At 60.2% G+C, this 22,167-nt stretch carries 22 protein-coding genes; 16 read left to right on the forward strand and 6 right to left on the reverse strand.

Features of this window, described 5'->3' with window-relative positions; translation table 11 throughout:
* Nucleotides 1–154 precede the first annotated feature (154 nt).
* From AB5202_RS07120 to AB5202_RS07150, 7 genes are all read left to right on the forward strand, one after another.
* Nucleotides 155–517 (forward strand): desulfoferrodoxin family protein, encoded by a 363-nt coding sequence (locus AB5202_RS07120; protein WP_368144248.1) that lies wholly within the window; start codon nt 155–157, stop codon nt 515–517.
* 117 nt (nt 518–634) lie between these two features.
* Nucleotides 635–2,620 (forward strand): NAD(+) synthetase, encoded by a 1,986-nt coding sequence (locus AB5202_RS07125; protein WP_368144247.1) that lies wholly within the window; start codon nt 635–637, stop codon nt 2,618–2,620.
* Between the two features lie 137 nt (nt 2,621–2,757).
* Complete coding sequence (ruvC, locus tag AB5202_RS07130) at nt 2,758–3,279, forward strand: crossover junction endodeoxyribonuclease RuvC (protein ID WP_368144246.1); 522 nt, start codon at nt 2,758–2,760, stop codon at nt 3,277–3,279.
* Nucleotides 3,279–3,899 carry a Holliday junction branch migration protein RuvA gene (gene ruvA / locus AB5202_RS07135; RefSeq protein ID WP_368144245.1) on the forward strand — a complete coding sequence of 207 codons (621 nt, stop codon included), beginning with the start codon at nt 3,279–3,281 and terminating at the stop codon, nt 3,897–3,899. The genes ruvC and ruvA overlap by 1 nt, the downstream gene beginning before the upstream one ends.
* The gene (gene ruvB / locus AB5202_RS07140) at nt 3,899–4,966 is read left to right on the forward strand and encodes a Holliday junction branch migration DNA helicase RuvB (protein ID WP_022095140.1); all 1,068 of its coding nucleotides are present in this window, start codon (nt 3,899–3,901) and stop codon (nt 4,964–4,966) included. The genes ruvA and ruvB overlap by 1 nt, the downstream gene beginning before the upstream one ends.
* Nucleotides 4,967–5,110: 144 nt before the next feature.
* Nucleotides 5,111–6,778, forward strand: coding sequence for a formate--tetrahydrofolate ligase (locus AB5202_RS07145; protein WP_368144244.1), 1,668 nt, complete (start codon nt 5,111–5,113; stop codon nt 6,776–6,778).
* 179 nt (nt 6,779–6,957) lie between these two features.
* Nucleotides 6,958–7,947: a hypothetical protein gene (locus tag AB5202_RS07150; protein WP_368144243.1), complete on the forward strand. Its 990-nt coding sequence runs from the start codon at nt 6,958–6,960 to the stop codon at nt 7,945–7,947.
* Between the two features lie 12 nt (nt 7,948–7,959).
* Here AB5202_RS07150 and AB5202_RS07155 read toward each other — a convergent pair whose 3' ends face one another.
* On the reverse strand, nt 7,960–9,141 hold the full coding sequence (locus tag AB5202_RS07155) for a cation diffusion facilitator family transporter (protein ID WP_368144242.1): 1,182 nt from the start codon (nt 9,139–9,141) through the stop codon (nt 7,960–7,962).
* Nucleotides 9,142–9,359: 218 nt separating this feature from the next.
* Here AB5202_RS07155 and AB5202_RS07160 point away from each other — a divergent pair, with 218 nt between their 5' ends.
* The 3 genes from AB5202_RS07160 (at nt 9,360) to AB5202_RS07170 (ending at nt 11,281) form a co-directional block, all read left to right on the forward strand.
* The gene (locus tag AB5202_RS07160; protein ID WP_368144241.1) at nt 9,360–10,697 is read left to right on the forward strand and encodes a TFIIB-type zinc ribbon-containing protein; all 1,338 of its coding nucleotides are present in this window, start codon (nt 9,360–9,362) and stop codon (nt 10,695–10,697) included.
* Between the two features lie 116 nt (nt 10,698–10,813).
* Nucleotides 10,814–11,155 carry a hypothetical protein gene (locus AB5202_RS07165; RefSeq protein ID WP_368144240.1) on the forward strand — a complete coding sequence of 114 codons (342 nt, stop codon included), beginning with the start codon at nt 10,814–10,816 and terminating at the stop codon, nt 11,153–11,155.
* A gap of 12 nt (nt 11,156–11,167) precedes the next feature.
* The gene (locus AB5202_RS07170) at nt 11,168–11,281 is read left to right on the forward strand and encodes an SHOCT domain-containing protein (protein ID WP_368147502.1); all 114 of its coding nucleotides are present in this window, start codon (nt 11,168–11,170) and stop codon (nt 11,279–11,281) included.
* Between the two features lie 94 nt (nt 11,282–11,375).
* Here the strand turns inward: AB5202_RS07170 and AB5202_RS07175 are convergent, their stop codons facing one another.
* On the reverse strand, nt 11,376–11,828 hold the full coding sequence (locus tag AB5202_RS07175; protein ID WP_368144239.1) for a helix-turn-helix domain-containing protein: 453 nt from the start codon (nt 11,826–11,828) through the stop codon (nt 11,376–11,378).
* 45 nt (nt 11,829–11,873) lie between these two features.
* A complete protein-coding gene (locus AB5202_RS07180; protein WP_084591772.1) occupies nt 11,874–12,044 on the reverse strand; it encodes a type II toxin-antitoxin system HicA family toxin in 171 nt (56 codons plus the stop codon).
* 244 nt (nt 12,045–12,288) lie between these two features.
* Between AB5202_RS07180 and AB5202_RS07185 the strand changes: the two genes are divergently transcribed.
* Nucleotides 12,289–12,558, forward strand: coding sequence for a hypothetical protein (locus tag AB5202_RS07185; RefSeq protein ID WP_368144237.1), 270 nt, complete (start codon nt 12,289–12,291; stop codon nt 12,556–12,558).
* 93 nt (nt 12,559–12,651) lie between these two features.
* Here AB5202_RS07185 and AB5202_RS07190 read toward each other — a convergent pair whose 3' ends face one another.
* From AB5202_RS07190 to AB5202_RS07200, 3 genes are all read right to left on the reverse strand, one after another.
* Nucleotides 12,652–13,644 (reverse strand): hypothetical protein, encoded by a 993-nt coding sequence (locus AB5202_RS07190; protein ID WP_368144236.1) that lies wholly within the window; start codon nt 13,642–13,644, stop codon nt 12,652–12,654.
* A complete protein-coding gene (locus tag AB5202_RS07195; RefSeq protein WP_368144235.1) occupies nt 13,572–15,140 on the reverse strand; it encodes a phosphatidylinositol-specific phospholipase C domain-containing protein in 1,569 nt (522 codons plus the stop codon). The genes AB5202_RS07190 and AB5202_RS07195 overlap by 73 nt, the downstream gene beginning before the upstream one ends.
* A 305-nt stretch (nt 15,141–15,445) precedes the next feature.
* Nucleotides 15,446–16,039 carry a hypothetical protein gene (locus tag AB5202_RS07200; protein WP_368135088.1) on the reverse strand — a complete coding sequence of 198 codons (594 nt, stop codon included), beginning with the start codon at nt 16,037–16,039 and terminating at the stop codon, nt 15,446–15,448.
* Between the two features lie 459 nt (nt 16,040–16,498).
* Here AB5202_RS07200 and AB5202_RS07205 point away from each other — a divergent pair, with 459 nt between their 5' ends.
* The 5 genes from AB5202_RS07205 to AB5202_RS07225 all read left to right on the forward strand — a co-directional run bounded on the left by AB5202_RS07205 (nt 16,499) and on the right by AB5202_RS07225 (nt 21,901).
* Nucleotides 16,499–17,131 carry a cyclodeaminase/cyclohydrolase family protein gene (locus AB5202_RS07205; protein ID WP_368144233.1) on the forward strand — a complete coding sequence of 211 codons (633 nt, stop codon included), beginning with the start codon at nt 16,499–16,501 and terminating at the stop codon, nt 17,129–17,131.
* A gap of 2 nt (nt 17,132–17,133) precedes the next feature.
* On the forward strand, nt 17,134–17,988 hold the full coding sequence (locus AB5202_RS07210) for a bifunctional 5,10-methylenetetrahydrofolate dehydrogenase/5,10-methenyltetrahydrofolate cyclohydrolase (protein ID WP_195502753.1): 855 nt from the start codon (nt 17,134–17,136) through the stop codon (nt 17,986–17,988).
* Between the two features lie 101 nt (nt 17,989–18,089).
* On the forward strand, nt 18,090–19,613 hold the full coding sequence (locus tag AB5202_RS07215) for a C69 family dipeptidase (protein ID WP_368144232.1): 1,524 nt from the start codon (nt 18,090–18,092) through the stop codon (nt 19,611–19,613).
* 99 nt (nt 19,614–19,712) lie between these two features.
* A complete protein-coding gene (locus AB5202_RS07220) occupies nt 19,713–20,129 on the forward strand; it encodes a hypothetical protein (protein ID WP_055285760.1) in 417 nt (138 codons plus the stop codon).
* A gap of 8 nt (nt 20,130–20,137) precedes the next feature.
* Entirely contained in the window at nt 20,138–21,901 is a 1,764-nt protein-coding gene (locus AB5202_RS07225; protein ID WP_368144230.1) for an ABC1 kinase family protein, read from the forward strand.
* The last annotated feature ends 266 nt before the right edge of the window (nt 21,902–22,167 follow it).

Genomic DNA, 22,167 nt, shown 5'->3' on the forward strand with positions numbered 1-22,167 from the left:
GTGGGGCTGCTGGGGTAGGCAGGACGGTCGACGCATTTTGGCTCGACCGCTTGCCTAATCCGTTATGTGTTCATTTGCAATGCCGTGGATGGTTTGTCTGCCTTTGGGCATAAGAACCATCAAGAACATTGGCACATCAGCAAAGGAGAACATCATGGCGAAATTCTTTAAGGACCCCGACGGCAAGCTCATCGCCGCCCTTGGCGACGACGTTGCGACCCCTGCCGGTTGCACGGAACTGACTGCAAACACAGAGGACGCGGCGCACGAGAAGCACGTGCCTGTTGTCGAGACCGAGCGTGACGGTCACGTGATTCGCGCACGCATTGGCTCGGTCGAGCACCCCAGCCTGCCCGAGCACTACATTGAGTGGATCGCGCTTGAGGCCGAGGGCCGCTTAGAGGTTCATTACCTTGAGCCCGGCATGAAACCCGCGACGTTTTTTGCGGGCGGCTCCAAGACCGGTACCGTCTATGCCTACTGCAACCTGCACGGGCTGTGGTCCGCGACATTCTAGGAGCGCGCCCCCGCTCGGGGTATCATAGCTAGCATATGCACATGCAAGCGCCGGCTGCATTATGCGGCCGGCGCTTTTACTACGATTTCGATGGTTTACGACGGAAAGGGCTGGGCCATGAAGCTCGCGCTTGCACAGATCGATATGCGCCTGGGTGATATTGAGGGCATTTGCGGCCGCATCGAGGACCAGGCTCGTTTGGCCCACGAGCGCGGGGCGCGCGTGCTGTGCGTTCCGGCTCCGCTCTTTATGGGCGCCATGCCCGGTGGCCTGGTGGGCGCTGCCGACTTTGAGCACGACGTGCTTGCCGGTTTGACTGGTGTCGCCGAGCGTATCCAGGAGCTTGACATGATCTGCATCGTGCCCGCGGCGGTTTCGTTTGAGGGCCAGCCGCTGCTCGACTACATGATGCTCAAGGACGGTCATGTGGTGCCGGCGCGTTCGAGCATTGCCTTGCAGCGTGGCGAGAACAACGACACGCGTTGGGCGCCGCCGGTGTTCGACGTGGACGGCGTGCGCATCGCCGTGATTTTTGACTTGGACCGCGAGCTCGAGATGTTGCCGACCGGCGTCGACCTCATCGCGTATTTCCAATTCAACGCGTTTGACATGACCGACCGCGAGACTGCCGCCATTGCCGCCGTTCGCTGCGGCGCCTACCGCAAGATCGCATCCAAGCGCAGCGTGTGGTTTGCCTGCATGGCGCCGGTCGGCGCCTATGACGAGTCGGTGTATACCGGCGGTTCGTTTGTGCTCGACGACTGCGGTCGCGTGGTGGCCCAGGCGCCGTGTTTTGAGGAGAGCCTGCTGGTCCAGGAGATTCAGCGCGGCGTGATGCTTGATGCCCTGGAAGATCACGAACTGCCCGAGTTCCGTTCCGAGGAGTGGCTGTGGCAGGCGCTGGTGCTCGCCGTGCGCGACAACGCCCGAGCACACGGTGCGTCGCGTGCTGTGGTGGCACTCGAGGGTGACTTGCCGTCGTCCCTGCTAGCGGCGCTGGCCGTCGACGCTCTGGGCCCGCGCAATGTGATTGGCCTGGTGCTGGGGCGCAACCGTATCTTTACGCCGGCGCAGGAAGAGGCCGAGGCTGCCCGCTGTGCCGCCGTCCGCGCCATCGCCGAGCGTTTGCACATTCGCACCGTCGAGCGCGATGCACCGGATGCGGCGCGTGTGCTCGATCGCGACGTGTCGGCGGGTGATGCCGAGCGTCTGCGCTCGCGCACGCTGGGCCTCATGCTGGAGGACACGGCGCTCGAGCTGGGTGCGATGGCGCTGAGCCCGCTGTCCAAAACCGAGTACGCGCTGGCGGCGCCGGCGCTTTGCGGCGGCTACCAGGGCGATTACGCGCCCTTTGGCGATGTGTACCTGTCGACGCTTGAGTTTGTGGCACGTGTGCGCAACCGCACGTCTGCCGTGGTGCCCCAAGAGCTCGTGACGCTCAACGCGGTGGAAGATTGTATGGAGCGAGTGCTGGCGCAGGCGCTCTCAACGCTCGACGGTCCGGTCGATATGCTCGACCGCGCGGCGCAGCTGCTCGGCGGGCTTGAGCCGGGTGAGGTCGATGGGGCGCTCGAGGCGCACGTGGACCGCAATCGATCTTTCGACGACATCCCGATGGCCGCTGGCAAGCCTGAGGCCTGCTCGCTGCTGCTGATGCTCGTTCGACAGGGTGAAGCTGCCCGCCGCATGTTGCCGATGGCGCCGATCGTCTCGGCCCGTTCGTTTGCCGAGCGTGCCTGGCCGTACATGCTCGCGTGGTCCGACCTGGGGCTTAACGGCAAGGAGCGTATGACGGTCGATTCGCTGGCGCGCGCCGAGGTGCGCCGTTTTGCTGACGAGGATACGAGCGAGCGCGTGCGAAACGAGATGATGGACGTGCTGGGCGAGCTTCTGGGTATTTCGCCCGAGCAGATGGAGGAGCTGCGCTCTGAGGACGGTCAGCGTCGTTTGCACGAGGGAATGAAAAAGTTCGAGGGCGAGGTTCAGGACGCCATCGATAAGATGATGGGCGGTCAGGGCGGCTCGCAAGGTAGTCCCCAGGGTGGCCCGATGCCGCATCCGCCGGTTGATCCGAGGCAGTTCCCCTTTTTCTCGCAGAACTAACTATGGGATAGGATTCGCTTCCAGCCCCGACACTTCAACTAAGCATCTTGGCCCCGTTGTGTTATTCTAGAACAGACGTTCGTGAATGATGCGCGGGGCCTTGTCTTGCGCTGTGCTTGTGGCGAGGGGAGGTCGGCTTGGTTATCTTGGGCATTGACCCCGGTTTGGCTCATACGGGTTGGGGGATTATCGAGGAGCGGCGTGGCGAGGTTCGCTGCCGTGCCTACGGCTGCATCGAGACCAGTGCCGGAAGTCCGCTCGCGGTGCGCCTGTCGCATATCGCCCATGACCTTAAGGATGTCGTCGAGCATTATCGACCCGACACGGCTGCTGTCGAGAGCATTTACTTTGGCGCCAACGTTCGCTCGGCCATCCCTACGGCGCATGCCCGCGGTGCTGCACTCGTAGCGCTTTCGGAATGCGCGCTCGAGATTGGCGAGTACACGCCCATGCAGATCAAACAGGCTGTGGTGGGCACCGGCGCCGCGGACAAGCGGCAGGTCGCCTACATGGTACGCACGCTAACACAGCTCGACCACGACCCGCATCCCGACCATGCCGCCGATGCCCTGGCCTGCGCCATCTGCCACGTAAACCTCAGCCGCACCCGCGCCCTCACCGGTGGCGAGTTCTATCAACAGAGAGGAACCGGATACTGATGATTTCCCAGCTCCACGGAACGCTTGTCGAGTCCACGATGAGCTCTGCTGTCGTCGATGTGTCGGGCGTTGGCTTTGAACTCGGCATCTCGGGCAGCACTGCGGCCACGTTGCCGACGCCCGGCGGCGAGGTCCGTCTCTACACGCGTATGCAGGTGCGCGAGGACGCCATGACACTTTTCGGTTTTTCCTCAAAGGATGAGCGCACGATGTTCGACCGGCTCGTGTCCGTCTCGGGCGTTGGCCCGCGCCTGGCGCTTGCCGTGCTTTCCACCTATACCGTGGGGCAGCTGTATTCGCTGGTGATGGCCGAGGACGACAAGGGCATGGCCAAGGTACCCGGTGTGGGCAAAAAGACAGCTCAGCGCCTGATCCTGGAACTCAAGAGCACCTTTGCCAAGGATAAGGGCTTTGTGCCGGTCGACGTGATTCCCGGACAGGTTGCGATGCCCGTGCCCGCTGCCGCTCCCTCGGTGATCGATGATGCCCGTGCGGCGCTCCTTTCCATGGGCTTTAGCCCGCAGGAGACCGATGTTGCCCTGAGCGGGTATGATGGGCAGAATATGCGTGTCGAGGATCTGCTCGGCGCGGCGCTTAAGCGACTCGGAATGGATGCGTGATGTGGGAAGCCGATGACTCTCAGGACTTGTGGGCGACGCCCGGTAACTCGCCGGCGGCATCCATGGCGCACGGCGAGCGCATGGTGGGCTCGGAGCTGACGGCCGAGGATCTCGATGTCGACCGCACTTTGCGCCCTCAGCGCCTGGACGATTACTGCGGCCAGGAGCACATCAAGCAGAGCCTGCGCGTGTTGATCGAAGCGGCGCAGAGCCGTGGCGAGACGCTCGACCACGTGATCTTCTCGGGTCCTCCGGGCCTGGGCAAGACCACGCTGGCCACCGTTATCGCCAACGAGCTGGGCGCTCAGATCAAGACCACGAGTGGCCCTGCCATCGCGCGCACGGGCGACCTGGCGGCCATCCTTACTAACTTGCAGCCGGGCGATGTGCTGTTTATCGACGAGATCCACCGCCTCAACCGTTCGGTCGAGGAGGTCCTGTACCCCGCGATGGAGGACTTTGCCCTCGATATCGTGATTGGCAAGGGTCCGGCGGCGCGCTCGATTCGCCTGGATATCCCCAAGTTTACGCTGGTGGCGGCAACGACCCGCTCAGGCATGTTGACCGGCCCGTTGCGCGACCGCTTTGGCATTTCATATCGCCTGGATTACTACACGGTCGAGGAGCTCGCGCAGATTGTGACGCGCTCGGCGACTATCCTGGGCGTGACGATCGACCATCCCAGTGCACTCGAGATCGGCTCGCGTTCGCGCGGCACGCCACGTCTTGCCAACCGTCTGCTCAAGCGCGTGCGCGATTACGCACAGGTGCGCGGCAACGGCCCCATCGAGCTCGATATCTGTCGCCAGGCGCTCGAGTTCTTCGAGATCGACGAGCTCGGTCTGGACTGGATGGATATTCGCATTTTGGAGACGCTCGCCAAGACGTTCTCCGGTCGCGCCGTGGGACTTACGACCCTTGCCAGCGCGGTGGGCGAGGACCCGGGCACGCTCGAGGATGTCTATGAGCCCTATTTGCTGCAGTGCGGATTGATGATTCGTACGCCGCAGGGCCGTCAGGCAACCCTCCGCACCTTTGAGCACCTGGGGATTGAACCTACCGTTTAGGGCGTTTTGTTTTGGCGGGCTGTTGGACTATCGCTGGGCATCGGGTAAACATATCGCCGTTCATCGGTTATGGGCGTTTTACTATTGCGCGCCCGTGCTATGCTGAATTGGTCTTTTTCTCATTCGGTAACGAAAGGACCGCCCATGCCTACTGACATCGAAATCGCACGTTCTGTCACGCCGCTGCCTATTACCGAGGTGGCCAAGAACGCCGGCGTCGACGTTAAGCACCTTATTCCGTACGGCTTCGACAAGGCTAAGGTCGACTATTCGCTGCTCAACGAGCCGACTGATCACCAGGCCAAGCTCGTCCTCGTGACCGCTATCAACCCAACGCCCGCGGGCGAGGGCAAGACCACCACGACCATCGGTCTGGCCGATGGCCTGCGTCGTCGCGGTATCAAGAGCGCCGTGGCCCTGCGTGAGCCTTCGCTCGGTCCCGTCTTTGGCGTCAAGGGCGGTGCCGCTGGCGGCGGTTGGGCCCAGGTCATTCCCATGGAGGACATCAACCTGCACTTTACCGGCGACTTCCATGCCATCGGTGCTGCCAACAACCTGCTGGCCGCCATGCTCGATAACCACATCCAGCAGGGCAATCAGCTCGGTATTGACGTTAAGCGCATCACCTGGAAGCGCGTCGTCGACATGAACGACCGTCAGCTGCGCCATGTTATCGATGGCATTGGCGGTAAGGCCCAAGGTGTGCCGCGCGAGGACGGCTTCGACATCACCGTTGCCTCCGAGGTCATGGCAATCCTGTGCCTGTCTACGAGCATCAACGACCTCAAGGAACGCTTGGGTGAGATTGTCGTCGGCTATAGCTTTGCCGGCGAGCCCGTCCGTGCCCGCGACCTCAAGGCCCAGGGTGCCATGGCCGCGTTGCTTAAGGACGCGCTTAAGCCCAACCTGGTGCAAACGCTCGAGGGCACGCCCGCGTTTATCCACGGCGGTCCCTTCGCCAACATTGCCCACGGCTGCAACTCTATTATGGCCACGCGTATGGCGATGCGCTTTGGCGATGTTGCCATTACCGAGGCCGGCTTCGGTGCCGATCTGGGTGCCGAGAAGTTCCTCGACATCAAGTGCCGCATGACGGGCGTTCGCCCCAGCGCCGTCGTGGTCGTCGCGACCGCTCGTGCGCTTAAGTACAACGGTGGCGTCGCCAAGGCCGACCTCAACGAGGAGAACCTCGAGGCACTCAAGGCTGGCATGCCCAACTTGCTGCGTCATGTCGACAACATCCAGAACGTTTATGGTCTGCCCTGCGTGGTCGCCATCAACCGCTTCCCGACGGACACCGAGGCTGAGCTTGCACTCATCGAGTCCGAGTGCCAGAAGCTCGGCGTCAACGTTAAGCTTTCCGAGGTCTGGGCCAAGGGCGGCGAGGGCGCGCTCGAGCTGGCCGATGAGGTCATGCGTCTGATTGAGCAGCCGAGCGAGCTCAAGTTTGCCTATGAGGACGGCGCTGATGTCGCTGATGCCCTCGAGGCCGTTGCCACCAAGGTCTACCGCGCCGACGGCGTTGACTTTACGCCGGCCGCCAAGCGCCAGCTCGCCGAGCTGCGCGAGAACGGCTTTGGCAACCTGCCGGTGTGCGTCGCCAAGACGCAGTACAGCTTTAGCGACAACGCCAAGGCCCTGGGCGCTCCCGAGAACTTCCGCATCACCGTGCGTGAGCTCAAGGTTTCCGCCGGTGCCCACTTTGTGGTCGCGCTGACCGGCAGCGTTCTGACCATGCCGGGTCTGCCCAAGGTGCCCGCGGCCGAGAACATCGACGTCGACAACGACGGCAACATCACCGGCCTGTTCTAAGTCTGCTGTCCATAGCTGCTTGTCCGCCCCGCCGTGCCCACAAGGCCCGGCGGGGCTTTTTGATCCTTAGGCCCGCGCATGTCTTGTAGATACCGACGGACTCTGCCCATCATAGGCTTTTGCGCGGGTAGAATGCATGGATAACTTGAGGCTCACGCGCGACGGAAAGGAATCGTTGCATGGATCAGGACAAGACAACCGTGATGGGAGGCTACGGTTCCGCGCAGGCTGGCGATAGCGCCGATGCGACCCGCGTTGTTCCCAACCCCGGTTATGCCGACCCCGCCGCGACGCAGCCTTCTGCCGAGCCCACCCGGGTTATGGGCTATGGCGACACGGCGCAGGATTCTTACGCTGCATCTTCGCAAGGCCCCTATGGCAACGCAGCTCCGGATCCGTTTGATTACACGCCGCAGGATTCTTATGCTGCCTCGACGCCGAATCCCTATGACAACCTGCCGCAAAATCCCATTCCGCAGCCTCAGCAGACGACGTATATGCCTCGCACGGCGCAGCCTCGCTACGAGTCGCACGAGCCGTATCGCGAGTACCCCAAGTCGATTCCGCAATATAGCGAAGACGAGGAGAAGAGGCCGTCGCGTTCGTCGAGCGTGATCAAGAAGATCCTCATCGTGCTGGCGATTTTCTTTGCGCTGTCGGTTGTGTTTGCCATCGTGTCGGGCATGCTCAACAAGCGGGGGAGCTCAACGGCCGATGCCACTGCCGAGCAAACCGAGTCCGCCTCGTCAAGCACCGTCGATCTGAGCGATATCCCGGGGCAGTACTGGTCCAACGCCAAGAAGATCCTCAAGTCGCGCGGCGCCGATCTTTCGAATGCCGTGGTCCTGACTGATGATGGCTCAACGCCCGTCGTCGATGCCAACTGGGTCGTTGCTTCTGCCTACTATAACGACAACGGCAACCTCGAAATTCAACTCACGCACAAGAACAGTTCGGGCAACTCGTCCGACGGCCAGGGCGGCGCGGACAGCTCGAGTTCCAATACGCTGGAGGACTTGAGCAACAAGGCGCAGGAGTTGGGAGACAAGGCGCAAGAGCTGGGCGACACGGCACAAAACCTGGGCGATACCGCGCAGAACTTGGGCGACATGGCGACGGATGCCTGGAACGCCCTGCAAAACGGCATCTCGGGCGCGCAGGGAAACTAGCTGTTAAGCAGGCTACAACTGCTCGGCCGGACGCTCGGGCGAGCTAAAGCCCGAATCAAACGTGACGACGCATGAGGCATCGGGTCGGCGCTCGTGCACGATGCGCGTGACGAGCTCCAGCAGCTCCTCGTCGGATATGTCAAAGCCGTCGGGACGCACCAGGTCAAACGAAACGAACCCGTCGTGCTCGTGCAGGTCGTGGATGGAGAGCGCGGGATCGATCTGCATGACGCCGCGCTTGACCCAGCTGCGCAGGTCGTCGCTGGTGGTGGCGATGGGGTCGCAGTGCAGCGTGATATCGATGCCCATTTGGCGCTTGATGTCGTGCTCGATGGTGTCCAAAATCTCGTGGTGCTCAAATGCGTCGCCCTCGCCGGGCATCTCCACGTGGGCGCTGGCAAACTGACGACCGGGGCCGTAGTCGTGCACCATCAGGTCGTGTGTGCCCAAGACCTGCGGATAGGACATGATCTTATCGCGGATTGCCTGGACGAGCTTGGGGTCGGGCGCTTGCCCCAGCAATGGGCTGATGGCGTCGCGCACTAGGCCCATGCCGCTGATGCAGATGAAGATGCCCACACCCAGGCCTGCCCAGCCATCGAGGTCAAAGCCGGTCGTCTGCGAAATAAGCGCCGCCACCAAGACCGAGCCCGAGGTGATGACGTCGTTTTTGGAGTCCTGTGCTGTGGCGATGAGCGTCTCCGAGTCGATGCGATCGCCCAGCGTGCGGTTGAACGCTGCCATCCAGAGCTTAACGAGCATGGACAAGACGAGGGCGGCTAAGGAGAGCACCGAATATGCAGTGGGGGAAGGCTTGATGATCTTAGTGACCGACTCGAGGATCAGATTGATGCCGACGGCGCAAACCAGGACGGCGACGAACAGGCCAGCTAGGTACTCATAGCGACCGTGGCCATAGGGGTGGCCTTCGTCTGCCGGGCGGCTGGCAAGGCGGAACCCGAGCAGACTCACGATGTTGCTCGAGGCATCGGAGAGGTTGTTGAAAGCGTCGGCGATGAGGGAGACGGAGCCGGCGAGCAGGCCCGCGATGCCCTTGGCCAGGCACAGGGTGATGTTGAGGCCAATGCAGACGAGGCTTGCGGAAAAGCCCGCGTTGGTGCGGCAAGATGCATCGACCGGCTCGCTCTCGCTGCCGGGAACAAGCGTATGTACCAGCCGATTTACAAATAGCATAGCGGTCGTCCTCACAATCATGTTTAAGGGGATAGTGTAGCTCGCGCGGGGGCGCCGTGCACCGATGCTCAGAAAATGCAGCAATAGTCTGCCGGTGCTAACGAGCGAGCCTTCTCGTCTGCCTGGGTGGTCCATTTTGGGCCACATGGGTATGGGCATGTGCCTGCTTGCTCGACATACTTAATGTCGACAGCCCCTGTGCAAAGGAGGACGTTTCCATGGACGAGATGTTTGCCATTAAATGTCAAAACTGCGGCGGCCCTATGTACTCGCACCAGGCTAAGCGCAGCTTTGAGTGCGCCTATTGCGGTGCGGTCATTCCGTGGCAGGCGGACGCCGGAGAGCCCAAGAGCGCTTTGGGCATTCGCCATACGCCGTTGACGGTAGTGGATGGACTGCTCAAGCTCACGCATGTGTCGCAACTCGAGCGCCCGGAGGACCCGGACTGGTATTTCTTCAATTCGCACTGGCGCAATCAGTCGGTCCTGGAACATCTGCTGTGGGAGGATCGCGGCACGGCGCAAGAGTTCCAAGAGGCCACGCATGTGAGCATTCCTTGCCCCTTCTGCGGAGCGTCCTTTGAGGGCGAGTCAACGCAGCGTGTGTTTGAGTGCCCGTCCTGCGGCAACAAGATCGGCATTGCCGACCTGCTCAAGCCGGGGACGTTTAGCAAGCGCCTGACCTTGGGCGTTGGTGCGGAGTATGTACCTGGGCAGGGTATTCCCTGCGAAATCTCGCCACAGCAGGCACGTGCCAACGCGCTGCAGCTGGTGCGCCAGTACCCGGATGCCTTTGCCGGGCACGACGTGGAAGATGCGATCCAAAACGACATGATGCTTTTCTATTTCCCCATGGCGCTGGCGGACCTGCGCATGATGGCGAGCTTCCCGGGCAAGGGCCTGAGCAAGGAAACCCTGGTGTACTACGAGGTGCTCGACTGGGCGTATCCGAGGGCAAACTATCTGGATGTTCGCCTTATGGGCATTCTGGAGCCGTGGGACTTTGCCAAGGTTGGGCCGTTTGACCCTGCCATGCAGGAAGGTGACTTTCGCGTCGTCTCAGTCGATGCGTCTACCAAGGACCAGGTGGTCATTGATAAGTTGGCGCTCGACGTTGCGGGCAACGACGCCGAGGCTGTACTGGGGCTCAATAAAAAGAGTATCCGCACGTGGGCGCGCAAGGCCCGCAAGCATAAGGACGGCCTAGTTATGGTGCCGGTGTACTTTGTCGACCGTCCGGCAACGGACAGCCGCGACGGCGAGCAGGTGCGCATCGCCGTGAACGGCCAGACGGGCCGCGCGGCCGCGGTGGTGTTTAGTGACAAGCGCGAAACGCACATGGTGGCGCCGCTCAACCCGAGCCTGCATCTGTCCGGAGAAAGCACCGTGCATGCCATGCCCATCGAGGTCAAATACGTTAAATCGCCGTTCCTGTACCAGATCGTGCGCCGTGGAGGCGGCGAGCAACCGCGCCAGGTTGCAGCCGCCGTCGAGGGTTCCTGCCGAGAGGAGAAGCCCAAGCGCCGCGGTCTTCTGGGCGCGCTATTTGGGAAGTAGGGGAGCGGTGTCGGGGTGTCGGGCTGCATCGCAAGGTCATGAGACGAATTTAAAATTGCTGGGAACGTGCTACCATTACCGATAGCCTTAATCTAGCAAGAAGCGGAGGCCAGATTATGGGTTTTGCGGATCAGCAGCTTCAGCTTCAGGTACCGTATTCTCCTGACGACACGTTTAATGCCTTGAAGACAGCTATGGAAAAGCTGCCTAAAGTAAAAGTTGATAGTGCATCGCCCACAACAAGAACAGTTGCAGCTGAGATCGGTATGAGCCTTTGGTCCTGGGGCGAAAATATCAGTATTTCGGTTGTTCCAGTTGAAGGCGGATCTGGCGTTACTGTCAACTCGTCATCTAAGGTCCGGACAAACGTACTAAACGGGGGCAAAAATGCAAAGAATATTGCTGAGATAGTCGATGCCCTATCGAAGGAGCTCGAGCGGTATCCACAGGTTTCATAGACTATTGAGACGCTGGCGGATAGTGGCGATGTAGTTGCAAGACTTGAGAGGCTTGCAACGCTGCGTGATAGTGGAGTACTTACCGAGGAAGAGTTTGCTGCAGAAAAGGCAAAAATCCTTTCGTAATCAGACACGATGGTTGGATTTGCATTCTATTATTGAACTTGTTTATACCAGGCTGAAAACATCGTGTGTAATAAAGGTGCGTAGTAGTCTCGTCTTATACAGCAATAGGGACCTCTTTTGGGCGCCCTGCCTTTGGAGCGTCGGCGAGTCGTGCCTCGATGGAAGCTTTGGACACCATGCGCTTGGTGCCATCCTTCCATGAATCCAACAGTCCAGCATTTATCAGTTGCGATACTCTTGCCGAGCTAACGCCAAGCATGCGCGCGGCATCCGCTGCGGTGACGGCGGGGATATCGTTGAGTTCGCGGCTGACGGCTACGGCGATAATCTTGCCGCCGTGTCGCGGCTCATGTCCGAAGTCCGGCGCAGGCAGGTCGACGCCGCCCATTAGGTGGTCATCGACCATGCATGCGAGAAAATCAGCGGCGCTTTCGACAGCGTCGTTTAGGTCGGAGCCAAACGTTCCTCCTCCGCCCAGCGAGCCACATGGCACGGCATCGACCATGCCGTCCGAATCAAAGAACTCAAATTCCCATACGTAAACCATGTAAGACCTCCTCTAAAAAGCGATGCGAAATGTGATGAGGATGAGCTATCGAAGTCCTGCCTGCCTTAGGATTCTTTTGGCAATTTGATCCTCAATCTCTCGGTGGCGTTTCACGAGCACGAGTTTATCTCCTTTGACGAACTTCTCGTGATTAGTGCCTCCTTTCGAGATGAAGCCGGCTTCTTCGAGGATGCGGATCAATTCGCGTCTCTGCATCGTAGCCTCTTTCAATAACTATATATTAGCACTTCCTAAGGGTTTAAGACTTAAGTCTTAGCTATTACTAACCCTTTGTTTTGTGGTGCCATCTTTGGATAACGGCTTATATTCCTTGTTGTATTAGTTTATTTGCTCGTGCGGACACGATTTTGGTGCTCTGCGCACGACCGCGAAAAGGGTTTGCGGCGACTAAAATGTGACCATAGTGACAGTTTTAGCGAACCCCACGGGAGTGACGCGTATGGACAACAACACGCTGCTATTCCAGGACAAAGGTTCGGGTAGGTATAAAGACGTCAAGATCTACCCCAACCGTATTGAGGTGCTCAAGAAGGGCACTTTTGGTGGCAAGCACACCGAGATTGTCTATCTTAAGGACATCACGGGGGTCAACAGGATCAAGGGTCGCGACGTTTTCCTACGTAACAGGCTGTTGACTGCCTGTGTCTTTAGTCTGAGCAGCCGCTCCCAAGCTCAGGAGTTCGTGAATGCGCTGAACATGGTGATGTAGCCGATAACGGTGTTCGGGCTAAGGTAAAATCGGGGCGCAGAACGGTATTCTGCGCCCCCCAATTGAGTCGATGTGTCTAAAAGGCGGGCTTGCCTATTCGCTGTCGTCCCCAACGTTTTCGCGGTCATTGGCAAGCATCGCCGCGCCGGCGACCGTTGTCGCCACGGCGGCGGCAGCGAGCCCGGCGGCAACGCCAGAGCCGTCGCCCGTGTCGGCGAGTTTTCCGGTCGAGCCCTTGCTCTTGTCGGCGCCGCCGTTCTTGTCGGCGCCGTCTGCGTTGGAACCCGTGCCGCTACCGGTGCCGCCTGCACTGCCCGAGGCCGCTACGGTAAAGCTTGCGGCTCCATCGCTGGCGAGCGTGTAGCTCTGCGCCGCGTCGCCCAAGAGACCGTTCACGCGCACCCAGTACGTTCCCGCGGTAAATGCCTCGCCCTCGGCCATCGCCGTTCCCGGAGCGCCGTTCGCGTCGTGCACAAACTCGAGCTGGGCCGTGCAGGCATCGGTTTCGAGCTTGCCCTCGAGTGATGCCGCAATCTTGGCGCGCACGTCTTCGCCGGCCTTAAGGCCTTCGAGTCCCTCAAAATGGGGCGTCAGCTCGCGTGGATCGATATCGATGGGCACGGAGCCCCGCAGCTCCGTAACGGTCTCGTTGCCCAAGGCGTCGACATCCACATATTCGATGGCAAACGCATGGCCCGAAGCTGCCACGTTGAGTACGTTGCTGGTGTCGACGAGGCGGAAATGACCCTCGCCAACGGTCTTGCCGTCCTGGAATGAGGCATCGCTCAGCGAGTCACCGTACGTCATGCGCATGCGGGTCGGGAGATAATACGGGAGATAGTACGAAGCCGTCTGCTTGTGCTCCGTATCGTAATTGCGCTGGTAGATGCTCCGGGCCAGCGCCGCATCAACAAAGTCGGATGCGATGATGCCAATGTGCTTGAGGTAATCTGACTTTGTATCCTCGATGCCGCTGGGATTGATGTACGGGCTCTTATACAGATGCTCGTTGACTACTCGTGCCGAGGTAAAAGGATTGCCTCCGTGCGACAAGCCGTGCAGCTGGTGTAGTTGATAGACCAGCAACGCTCCAGGACTTTCTCCTTGGCCCCGTTATCGTCCTCGACATCTACCTCGTTGCGCGTGCGCCCGGTCGTTTCCTTCAGCGCATTATCGACCCAGTTGAGCTTGTCGGTTCCCGTGAGTTTGTACTTGTCCTGGGCGTATACCTTGGTGCAATAGGGCTCTTTGTCGCCTGTTTCCCCCGCGGCTTCAAAGCCCTGCGCGTCTTGGACGAGGCACATGGAACTGCTGTCGGTGTGCGCTGCGATTTTGTTATCCCATTCGGTGAGGTCGAGGCCCCACGTGTGGCCGCTTACACTGTTGCCGGCGAGCCTAAATCGACGCAGCAGAACGATCTTTCCGCGCACCTCGTGTAGCGTGGGGATTCGGCTCGACGTATAGAACAGTTTGGGGTTGTCGTCCAAAACCTTGGCGAAAGCCGTCGTAACACTTTCGTCGGTAGCCTCGTCGTTGCCTCGTGATACAAGCATGATGAGCGCTTCTGTCGGGTTTTCGTTCAAAAACGTTTTGAAGTAGCCTATGACATCGGAAAGATGCATAAAGTACGCGTCTTTTTTGAGCAGGTAGTAATCCCCGTGGTCGATACCGGGGTTGTCGCCCTTTCCGAGCCGGATATCAAAATAGCGAATGCCTTCGAGCAACTGCGTGGGAATGTAATCCTGCTGGCATTTTACTTGCGAGGATTGGGGCTCGGTGTCGTTGTCCACGCTACAGGTGCCCGAATCGTGCGTGCCCGGGATGCTCAGCTCGTCGAGGAACTTGTTGTCGTCGACGTATTTCATCCAACATGGCCCATCGACGTAGCTGCTGTACGTGATCCAGTCGAGGCTGCTAACCGTGGCATCGTTCTTTTTCATGTCGTAACCGATAAGTTCGAGCTCCCACGGAATGCTCTTACTCTTATGGCAGATCTTGTTGTTGTCCTGGTCTTCGCCGTTCGATTCTATTGCCAGGTACTTAATGTCTTTTTTCTCGGTTTCTTTCTCGACCGTGCGGTCTCGGATGATATAGGTTCCGTTTGATTGACGCTCGAACGCAAAAGAGCGGCTGGGCTTGCCGTCATGCTCGCCACTCCATACGTGGATGACCTTTCCGTCTTTGTCCGAGTCGCCATCGACCGACCAAATGCTGTAGCCCGTCTTTTTATGCTCTTCGAAATTGAGCAAGGTGCGGATAGCATACCAGTTTGTATCGTCATTCTTGGTCGTTACGTTCTCAAGGATGAGCTTGCTGGACGTGCCGTCATTAAACAGATGGCAGACGTTGCCGATGACGTTGCCGTCTTCGTTAACGCTTGCGGTACGAAAATAGCCCGCGGGGCGAAGGCGAATGACGAAATTGTCGAGGCTGACTGCTGGCCCGGCCGTGCTGTCCGCAAAGGCTGCCCGCGGGCTAATGCCCAGCATGGCGGTTTCGGGCAGGCTTGCAAGTGGCGACAACGCCGCGAGTCCAAGGCCCAACGTAAATGCTCGGCGGCTGATGGCGTGGTGTTCGGTCATAACTTCTCCATTCGCAGAGTGCGGTTATGCGATAGTTTTGGTCACTATACTGCCCAGATGTTTAAAGATGCTGGTTTAATTGTCTGCGCGGCGCGATAAATCGGTGGGCGGACGTGTTGGGGTGTTTGTCGTTTTCGTACTGTTGCCACATTTGGGGCGGTTCCGGCGTCCGGCATCCTCGCGTTCGTCGGCTACCGGCATAAGAAAGGGAGGGTCGGTTTACCGGCCCTCCCTGGGTACGAAGCGCTGGGGTACCGTCGCTTGTTTGCACTGCGACCGTGTTTCCCGTTGCGCTTGCCAGTCGCTTAGCGCTTGATCTCGATATCGTCGAGCTTGACGTCCATGGCCTCGGTCTTGGCCTCGGCGATGTCGTCGGCAAATTCCAGAGACTTCATCATGGTCTCGACGGCGTCCTTGTGTTCCTCGACGTTGTCGATACGCACGTACACACTGCCGCCGTCAACGTCGGTGAAGTATTCGGTCGTTACGCCGCCCGAGTGCGTGAAGTAGGCACTGCGCCAGGTCTTGCCATTGTACTTAACGGGATCGCTCTCGGTCCATCCAGAGTTGGCCTTCCACTTTGCCTCGTAGTCGAACAACTCATCGGCGTTCTTGTCAGGATCGAAGACAGGGATGAAGCGGTCGCTGGCGTGCTCGCTCTCGGTGAACTTAAACTGGGCCCTGTCGGCGGTGTCGCCTGCGACGTCGGTGATCTCGACGCCCTCGGGGACCTCGACCTTAAACCAAATGAAGTCGGTCCTCATATCCACGGCGGGCTTTTCTGCTCCGCCGCCACCGCCACTTCCGGTAGCGCCGCCGCTGCCACCGCAGCCCACCAGGGCAACTGCGGCAAAGAGGCTTATGCAGAGGGTGAGAATCGCAAAGGCCTTCTTTTTCATGGTCGTGTCCTCCTCGATCTGTAACCGCCCACGGATTACCTGCCTTTACTGTACGCGTGGACGGCTCGCTAGGGTGGGCCATGTGTCCCATTCTGGGGGCTGGAATTGCGCCGACAAGTGGCAATATGTGCGGTCGCAAAAGAGGGGAGGGCCGATGCTGTCGGCCCTCCCCGGGGTGAGGTGCCCGTTGATTTAATGGGGCGCGCGTGCGTGGGCGTTGCCCCAACAGGTTCCTTGTTTATAGATATGCCTCAGTTTTTGACGTCCGGAAGTCTCGAAAGGTGGGCCATGTGTCCCATGTTTGCGGTGCCGACGCCTATCGTTCGTCATAGAAATCCGCGATGGCCAGGTGCGCTGACGCTCATGTACTTATGGGCTAGACTTAGCACCATTACGTGATCGATGCGGTTGGTCGGCGATTCCGCTCGACCGATGTATATGACTTGAAGGTGCATGCGTATGAGCCAAGAGATGATGGACAAGACCTGCCGCGGGTTTGCCGAGGCGCTGGCCGCGCGCGAGCCGGTTCCCGGCGGTGGCAGCGCGAGCGCCTTTGTGGGCGCGCTGGGTGCCTCGCTTTGTGGGATGGTTGCTCGTTATGGGGCGACTAATCCCGCGCTTGCCGATCGCGCAGACGATCTGACGCGCGCGTTTGCCCAGGCGGATGAGTTGGCGCAGGAACTTGTGGGTCTGGTCGCCGAGGACGTTCGTGCCTACGGGCAGGTGTCCACGGCGTACGGTATTCCGCGTGACGATCCGGCTCGAGCGACCGCGATTCAGGATGCGCTGCATGTGGCCGCTATGCCGCCGTATCGCATTATGGATGCCTGCGGGCGTGCGCTGGCGCTGCTCGAGGACATGGCCGACAAGGGTTCGCGTCAGCTGCTGTCCGATGTGGCGTGCGGCGCCGTGTTCTGCCGTGCCGCTATGCAGGGCGCGAGCTTGACGCTCTTTGCGAACACCACGTCTATGAAAGATCGCGTTCGTGCTGAGGAGCTCGAGACGGCGTGTGATGAGTTGCTCGACACATGGTTGCCGCGCGCCGATGCGCTGGCGCGCCGCGCCTCCGACGCTGCAAGGAAGAGAGGATAGCCATGGCTGAACTGCTGAAGGGTGCTCCCGTTGCTCGCGCTTTGACCGAGGAACTTGCTGCTCGCTGTGCAGCCCTGCGCGAGCGCGGTGTTGTACCGACGCTGGCCATCGTTCGTGTGGGCGAGCGCGAGGACGACCTGTCCTACGAGCGCGGTGCCCTCAAGCGCTGCGAGAAGGTTGGCATTGAGGCTCGCCGCGTTTTGCTTCCTGCCGATGTTTCGCAGGACGAGCTGTTGACGGCCGTCGAGGACATCAATACCGATTCGGCTGTTCATGGCTGTCTGATGTTCCGCCCGCTGCCCGCCGGCCTTGACGAGAACGCCGTCGCCGCAGCGCTCGATCCCGCCAAGGACGTTGACTCCATGACGCCGGCTTCACTGCTCACCACGCTTTCGGGGCGCGGCGAGGGTTTTGCCCCCTGCACAGCCGAAGCCGTGCTTGCTTTGCTGGATCATTACGGCGTTGAGCTGGATGGGGCCAAGGTTGCTGTGGTCGGACGCTCACTGGTAATTGGCCGCCCCGTTGCCGCCATGCTTACGGCGCGCAACGCAACCGTGACGACGTGCCATACGCATACGCGCGATCTTGCCGCCGAGTGCTGTGCTGCCGACATTGTGGTTGCCGCCGTTGGACGCGCGCGCACGATTGGCGCAGATGCGGTCCGCGAGGACCAGGCGATTATCGATGTTGGCATTAATTGGGACGAAGCCGCTGGCAAGCTGGTCGGCGACGTCGATTTTGATGCCGCGGAGCCGGTTGTTGGCGCAATCACCCCCGTGCCGGGTGGCGTGGGCGCCGTGACGACAGCAATTCTCGCCAAGCACGTGATCGAGGCGGCGGAGCGCGCATCGAAATAGGCGTTTTTGCCCACAGGGGCTGCCGAAGCCGTGGTTTCGCCCTTTCTGCGCCGAAGCGATACACTGTTGCCGTTTGATTTCTTCGCTCAAGGAGGATGCGCATGCCGTGCACAACGATTCTGGTCGGTAAAAACGCAAGCTACGACGGGTCGACCCTGGTCGCGCGTAACGAGGACTCGTCCAACGGGGTATTTGAGCCCAAGCGCATGCGCGTAGTGCATCCCGACGAGCAGCCGCGTGTCTACACGAGCGTCCTGAGCCACCTGACCGTTGAGCTGCCCGATAACCCCATGCGCTATACGAGCGTCCCCGATGTTGTCCCGGGCCACGGTATCTGGGCCGAGGCCGGTTTCAACGAGCTCAATGTTGGCATGTCCGCAACCGAGACGCTTACCACCAACGAGCGCGTCCGCGGCGCCGATCCGCTCGTGGACTACGTGCCCGCCAAGGGCAACGAGGGTGAGGACGGCTATGTGCCGGCGCAGCCCGGTGGCCTGGGCGAGGAGGACATGGTGACCCTGGTGCTGCCGTATGCCAAGTCCGCCCGCGACGGCGTGCGTATCTTGGGCGACCTGCTCGAGCGCTACGGCACCTACGAGAACAACGGTATCGCCTTTAGCGACGTGGACGAGATCTGGTGGCTCGAGACCATCGGCGGCCACCACTGGATTGCCAAGCGCGTGCCTGACGACGCCTATGTGACCATGCCCAACCAGCTGGGTATCGACAGCTTTGACCTGGATGACGCCGAGGGCGCCCAGACCGACCACATGTGCTCGGCCGACCTGCGCTCCTGGATGGCCGAGTGGCATCTGGACCTGACGCTGGGCGTCGAGGGCGACGGTCCGGCGACGGTCTTTAACCCGCGCGAGGCCTTTGGCTCGCACGGCGACAGCGACCATGTCTACAACACGCCGCGCGCGTGGTACATGCAGCGCTGCCTCAACCCCAGCGACGTGTGGGATGGCCCCGACGCCGACTACACGCCCGAGAGCGACGATATCCCCTGGAGCCGCGTGCCCGAGCGCAAGGTGACCATCGAGGACATTAAGTACGTGCTTTCGAGCCACTACCAGGGCACGGAGTACGACTGCTACGGTAGCAAGGGCACGCCCGCCACGCGCGGCGCTTATCGCCCCATCGGCATCAACCGCAACAGCCAGCTCGCCGTGTTGCAGCTGCGTCCCTATGCGCAGTCGGCCTATCGCGCCGTGCAGTGGATGGCCTTTGGTTCCAACTCGTTTAACGCGCTGGTTCCGCTGTACGCCAACGTCGAGACCATGCCCGAGTACTATGCCGACACGCAGGCTCGCGTGACGTCCGAAAACTTCTACTGGGCCAACCGCTTGATCGGCGCGCTGGCTGACGTCCGCTTCCATGAGTGCGGTCGCGCGGTCGAGGATTATCAGGAGAAGGTCGGTGGCATGGGCCACAAGCAGATCCATGACGTCGATGCTGCCGTAGCCGCTCTGCCCGAGGCCGAGGTGCCTGCCGAACTTGCACGCGCCAACGAGGCCTTTGCCGAGCGTGTCCGCGTGGAGACCGATGCCCTGCTGGGCAAGGTGCTTTACACCACGAGCTGCGCCATGAAGAACTCTTTCGCGATGAATGACAACGTGAGGTAGGGATTTCCCGTCGATCGAATAGCGCTAAAACGCTTTGTCGCTTTCGCTCAATCTTGGGTACAAGAACGCCAATGCAGTTGTTTGTGATTGGAGATAACCATGGTTATGAAACTCGATCAGCTTGTTAACGGCGCCATTAACGTGGGCTTTGGCGCTGCCGCCGTTGCTGTCGAAGGCGGCAAGAAGGTCCTCGACGACCTTAACACCAAGGGCGAGCAGGTCCGCAAGGACACCGCCACCCCCGATATCGCCCGCAGCGTGTCCGACATGTTCGAGCAGGCCGGCGGTACCATCTCCGATCTGACCGAGCGCTTGGGCATGCAGGGCGAGACCGCGGCCCAGCGCGTGCTCGACGAGCTCATCCTTGCTCGCGTCCGCGTTATGACCGCCCCCGAGCGCACGGCCTTCCTGGCCCATGTGCGCGACATTGTCGATTCAGTCGAGGACAATGTGACCTCGGTGCCCGTCGAGTCCGTTGAGCCCGACGATGCGAAGGATACCGTAGAGGCCGAGTAGCAGCGCAGATGGCAGATTCCACCACCGATTACAACAATCTAGATCCCTTGGGTGACGAGGCGGCGGTTGTCGATGAGGTCGATGCCGTCGTCTCGGGCGCTCGCAAGAAGCCGCGCGCTGTCGATATGGTCCCCGAGGAGCCCGACGCGATGGCGCCGGACGAGGAATACCAGCTCACGCCGGCGGGTCGTCGCGAACGCATTGGACAGATTGTTCGCCTGGTCAAAAAGTACCGCGTGTGGGATAACCTCACGCCGGTTCGTTTGCGCCGCCTGCTCGAGGAACTCGGCCCCATGTTCGTCAAGATGGGGCAGATTCTGGCCAACCGGTCCGAGATTCTGCCGCAGCGCTTTTGCGACGAGCTGCGTCGTCTGCGCTCCGACGTGGAGCCGGTGCCGTACGAGGTCGTACTCAGCTGTCTGGAAGAAGAATACGGCCTGCGCCTGGGGGAGATGTTCGATGCGATCGACCCCAATCCGCTTGGTAGCGCATCGCTCGCGCAGGTGCACCGCGCTCGTCTGGTGACGGGCGAGGACGTGGCCGTCAAGGTGCAGCGCCCCGGTGCGCAGCAGGTTATGGCACAGGACATCGATATCATCCGCTCGGTGGTGCGTATCGTTTCCAAGTTCGTCAACACCGATCAATTCGTTGACCTGCACGGCGTAGTCGAGGAGTTGTGGACCTCGTTTCGCGAGGAGACCAACTTTTTGGCCGAGGCCAAAAACCTCAACGACTTCTACGAGTTCCATAAGAGCGTTCATGGCATGACGTGCCCTAAATCCTATCTGGACCTGTGCACCGAGCACGTGGTGGTTATGGATTACGTCGACGGCATTTCGATCGCCGATCCTGAACGCTTGGTGGCCGAGGGCTATGACTTGGAAAAGATCGGTGCCGCGATTGTCGAGGACTACTCGACGCAGGTGCTCGATGACGGCTTTTTCCATGCCGACCCGCATGCGGGAAACATCATTCTCAAGGACGGCATCGTTTACTTTATCGACTTGGGCATGGTCGGACGCATGTCGAGCCACGATCGTGGCATCGTTAAGGACATGATTTTCGCCGTGGCCGAGGGTGACGTGCCCAAGCTCAAGGATTCGCTCATGCGCTTCGCCGTGACGCGTGGCGACTCGGCTGAGCTCGATCATTCGGCCTTTTTGTCCGATCTTGACTTTATCGTGGCTGACTTTGCGGGCCTCGACCTTAAAGACCTGGATATCGGCGAGTTTTTGACCTCGCTGCTAAACCTGGCGCGCAAAAACGATGTTGAGCTGCCGAGCGTGGTGACGATGTTCGCGCGCGGCATGGTGACGCTCGAGGGTTTGCTGACCGAGTACATGCCCAACGTCAACATGATCCAGATCATCCAAACGCACATTAAAAACGAGAAAAGCACCTATGCGCGTGTGCGCGATATGGGACGCGATCTTGCCGCGAGCAGCTATCGCGCGGCAAAAGGCTCGCTCGAGGCGGCCGAGTATCTGGGCTTGGCTTCGCGCATGCTCACGCGCGGCCAGCTTAAGGTGAACACGCAGATCATGAGCAGCGATAAGGCGCTGCGACAGCTGGGCGGAATTATCGACCGCATGTCGATGGCTATCGTTATCGCCGGCCTTTTTATCGGTTCGTCGGTGGTGTACTACGCACGCATCGAGCCGGTTGTGTTTGGTATCCCGGTCATTGGCTTTATGGGCTACGTGAGCGCGCTGGTGCTGGCGCTTATGCTGGGCCGCAATATCTGGCTCAACAGCCACGGCGGCAAACATTAGAGGCTGCGACCGTCACCGCATTTTCCTATCGCAAACAATAGCTTTTACCTTGGGCTTCGCCTGTGTGCGGGGCCCTTTTGCGTGATACCATTTTGACGGTAATAATCGATGGCCTAGATGGTGGTGCGGAGACGCACGAACGCGCGGTTTTCCTGCGCGTTTGGGAGAATCGGGGTGCAAGTCCCCGGCGATCGCGTCGAAAATGTTGGTGTAAGGGTGACGCCCTAGCGCCCGTTTAACGAAGAACGGCCTTCGTCCTAGAATCT

The organism is Collinsella aerofaciens, assembly GCF_040915545.1.
Lineage (GTDB): Bacteria > Actinomycetota > Coriobacteriia > Coriobacteriales > Coriobacteriaceae > Collinsella > Collinsella aerofaciens_BE.